This is a genomic window from uncultured Nevskia sp., assembly GCF_903885465.1.
Taxonomy (GTDB): domain Bacteria; phylum Pseudomonadota; class Gammaproteobacteria; order Nevskiales; family Nevskiaceae; genus Nevskia.
Map to the genome: position 1 here is coordinate 1 of NZ_CAISIQ010000213.1, position 2880 is coordinate 2880.

A 2880-nucleotide genomic window follows, 5' to 3' on the forward strand; every position below is an offset into this window, starting at 1 on the left:
CATTGCTGTCTCGTCGCCAGCGGCGGTTGTTTCGGAAGGAGGGGACATCGCGAGTGCTCCTGAAGGCGTGCTCGGCGACGCCAGCACAGCAGCTGAGGACGTGAGTGTGGGCGGCATTGACGACCGCCGACAGTGATCCATTCTCGTTGGCCGACCGAAGGTAGGGCTGCGCGGAAGCTCGGTTTTACACGCCGCTGCGCGTCGGAAATCTGTCGCCATTCCGCCTGATTGCAGGGGTTTTCGCGTGCTTCCGCCGTGGAACAGGTCTTGCTCGATGGCTGGCAGACCAGCCCTCAAGTGCTGCCTAGCCCAAGGTGAAGATGGATGAACACGATCGACGTCAGCCAGGTGCTTTCCCAGATTCGCGCACTGCAGACGCAGGCGACGAATCGCCCGTCGGCACCGCTGGCCACGGAGGCCGGCAGCGAGGCTGCAGGCGGTTTCGGCGCAATGCTGAAGTCCTCGATCGACTCGGTTTCCAGCACCCAGAACAAGGCCAGCGAACTGCAGAAGAAATTCGAGCTTGGCGATCCCAACACCGATCTCGCCAGCGTGATGCTCGCCACCTCCAAGTCCCAGGTCTCGTTCAAGGCCATGGTCGAAGTTCGCAACCGTCTGGTGTCCGCGTATCAGGACGTCATGAACATGCCGCTGTGATTGCACGAAACCTAAACGACCATGGCTGACATCGCAGTTCCCGCGGGATTCGGTTCCCGCAAGCTCCAGGATCTTCCGGCGGGACGCCAGCTGATGGCGATCGCCGGTATCGCGCTGGCGATCGCCGCCGGCATCACGCTGTTCTTCTGGGCGCAGAAGCCGAATCAGGCACCGCTGTATCCCAATCTTGGCGAGAAGGATTCCGCCGAAGTGGCCGATGCGCTGCGTGCCGCCGGCATCGAATTCAAGCTTGATGGCGCGAGCGGCACCGTCACCGTGCCGGCCGACAAGGTTCACGAAGCGCGCCTGCGCCTGGCCTCACAGGGCTTGCCGAAAGGTTCGTCGCTGGGCATGGAGATGATTCGCGAGGAGCAGGGCTTCGGCACCAGCCAGTTCATTGAAACCGCGCGCTATCAGCTGGCGCTGGAAACGGAATTGTCGCGGACCATCGGCAGCCTAATGTCGGTGAAGAGTTCGAGAGTCCATCTGGCCTTGCCGAAACCTTCGGCGTTTGCCCGCTCGCGTGATCAGGCCAGTGCTTCTGTGCTGCTGGTACTGCATCCGGGCCGTCAGCTCGAAGCCGGGCAGGTGGCGTCGATCGTCCACATGGTGGCGTCGAGCGTGCCCAACCTGCAGCCGTCGGCCGTCACGGTGATCGATCAGTACGGCCATCTGCTGACCGGAGACGGAAACAACAGCGAGGCCGACGCCTCGTCCGAACAGTTCAGCTTTGCGCGCCGCGTGGAAGCCGATTACGTGCGCCGCATCGAGCAGCTGCTGGCGCCGATGATGGGCGCTGGCCGGGTCAGCGCGCAGGTGTCGGCGGACGTCGATTTCAGCGTGACCGAAGAAGCGCGCGAAGCCTACAACCCCAATCCGCAGGCGATCCGCAGCGAGCAGACCAGCGAGGAAGCCACGCGCAATGGCGCTGGTGGCGCAGCCCAGGGTATTCCGGGTGCCACCTCCAACCAGCCACCAACCGCGGCGCAAGCCGTGCCGCTGAATACGGTCAACGGCGCGCCGGTTCCGGGTGCCCCGGCAACGGCCGTGGCGAGCACGGCAGCAAGCACGACGCCGACCACCGAAACCCGTTCGGCCACCCGCAATTTCGAGCTCGACAAGACCATCAGCCACACCCGCAAATCGCCGGGCAAGGTGCAGCGTCTGTCGGTCGCCGTATTGGTCGACAACCTGCCGAAAGCCAACGACAAGGGCGTGCTGGTGCCGACTCCGCTGAGCGATGCCGAGATCGCCAAGGTGCAGGCGCTGGTGCGCGAAGCAGTCGGTTTCGACGAGAAGCGTGGCGATACGGTGACCGTGCAGAACGCCGCGTTCATGCCCAACGAAGCGCTGGCGCCGATCGCGCCGCTGCCGATCTGGCAGCAGCCGGAAATGCGCGATTACGCACGCCAGGGCCTTGGCGCGCTGGTGGTGCTGCTGATTGCGCTGCTGGTGGTGCGGCCGATGCTGAAAAGCCTGATGTCGCCATCGGCACCGCGCACGGTCGATGCTGTGCTGGAACAGATGGCCGAGCGCAAGGCGCAACTCGCGGGCAATGGCGAGATGACCGGCGAAGTGGTCGGCGATCGCCTGAGCCTGAGCAGCGCACCGGAAGTGCCGAAAGTTTACGAACAGAAGCTGGTGCAGGCCCGCGCGGCGGTGGCCCAGGATCCGAAGCGGGTCGCGCAGCTGGTCAAGAACTGGATCGGTAGCGAAGGATGAGCGCGGTCATGAAAAACGAAATCCCGGGACCGGAGCGCGCGGCGATCCTGCTGATGTCGCTCGGTGAAGCCGAGGCCGCCGAAGTGCTCAGGCACATGGGCGCCAAGGACGTGCAGAAGGTTGGCCAGGCGATGGCGGTGCTGACCAACGTCTCGCGCGAGCGCGCCACCGAAGTGCTGGAAAACTTCGTCACCGAACTCGATACCCAGACCAGCCTCGGCGTTGGCGCCGATGACTACGTGCGCCGCGTGCTGGTGGGCGCGCTTGGCGAGGACAAGGCTTCCGGTTTGATCGACCGCATTCTGCTCGGCCGCAACTCCAAGGGCCTGGAAGCGCTGAAGTGGATGGAGACCCGTGCGGTCGCTGATCTGGTGCGCAACGAGCATCCCCAGATCGTCGCCATCGTGCTTGCCTATCTCGATCCCGATCAGGCTGCTGAAGTGGTGCTGCAGTTGCCGGATCGGATGCGCAGCGATGTGCTGATGCGCATCGCCAAGCTCG

Annotated in this window: 2 protein-coding genes and 1 pseudogene; all 3 read left to right on the forward strand. The window is 64.3% G+C overall.

What is annotated here, in order from left to right; all coding sequences use genetic code 11:
* Positions 1 to 324 precede the first annotated feature (324 nt).
* Positions 325 to 657: a flagellar hook-basal body complex protein FliE gene (gene fliE / locus QZY06_RS08050; protein WP_293388397.1), complete on the forward strand. Its 333-nt coding sequence runs from the start codon at positions 325 to 327 to the stop codon at positions 655 to 657.
* A gap of 21 nt (positions 658 to 678) precedes the next feature.
* Positions 679 to 2379 (forward strand): flagellar basal-body MS-ring/collar protein FliF, encoded by a 1701-nt coding sequence (gene fliF / locus QZY06_RS08055; RefSeq protein ID WP_295682620.1) that lies wholly within the window; start codon positions 679 to 681, stop codon positions 2377 to 2379.
* Positions 2376 to 2880, forward strand: a pseudogene (locus QZY06_RS08060) (flagellar motor switch protein FliG); the annotation flags it as partial. The gene fliF and the pseudogene QZY06_RS08060, both read left to right, overlap by 4 nt.

What these genes read in the sequence shown, in the direction of transcription:
- fliF (WP_295682620.1), top strand. Translation starts at nt 679, where the DNA reads ATGGCTGACATCGCAGTTCCCGCGGGATTCGGTTCCCGCAAGCTCCAG.
- fliE (WP_293388397.1), top strand. Translation starts at nt 325, where the DNA reads ATGAACACGATCGACGTCAGCCAGGTGCTTTCCCAGATTCGCGCACTG.